The following is a 524-nucleotide window of genomic DNA, read 5'->3' as shown; positions in this document are numbered from 1 at the left end:
ACTTAATTACCTGCTGAAACCGATACAGGAAGAGGAACTGCGGCAATGTCTGATACTGTGGCAGCAGCAGCAGATCCGGAATTTACAGCGGGCACATTATGCACTTTTTCAGGAACAGCTCCATACGNAGGTCATGAAATCATTGAAGTTGCTGAAATTGTCCGGTGCATGGCTGATGCCAGTTACACGCGTTTTTATCTGAACAACGGACAGTCAATGCTGATTTGCCGGACGCTTAAAGAAGTAGAGCAGGCCCTGGAGCCTAACGGATTTGTGCGGGTGCACCATTCCCACCTGATTAATCCGGCCTATATCCGTAAAATCGTCCGGCAGGACGGCGGTTATGTGCAGATGGGAGATAGCGCCCGGGTACCCGTCACCAGACCTAAACGGGACTGGCTCATCGAACGGTTTGCCACGATTGACCGTGAATAAAGGCTTCTTCAAACCGGTAGTTGCCGCTTCAGATCCGTTTCCGGACTCAGGTTACCGGTACACATTTTTTGGTAATCATTAACTTGTCA

The 524-nt window shown here is 49.7% G+C and carries 1 protein-coding gene; it reads left to right on the top strand.

The annotated features are described in order from the left end of the window. Positions 1-168 precede the first annotated feature (168 nt). Positions 169-435, top strand: a complete 267-nt coding sequence (locus BLX24_RS33770) for a LytR/AlgR family response regulator transcription factor (RefSeq protein WP_229201938.1) — start codon at positions 169-171, stop codon at positions 433-435. The last annotated feature ends 89 nt before the right edge of the window (positions 436-524 follow it).

The organism is Arsenicibacter rosenii, assembly GCF_001870735.1.
Classification (GTDB): domain Bacteria; phylum Bacteroidota; class Bacteroidia; order Cytophagales; family Spirosomataceae; genus Arsenicibacter; species Arsenicibacter rosenii.
The sequence above is the reverse complement of the archived record's forward strand: the minus strand, read 5'-3'. Positions and strand labels throughout refer to the sequence as shown.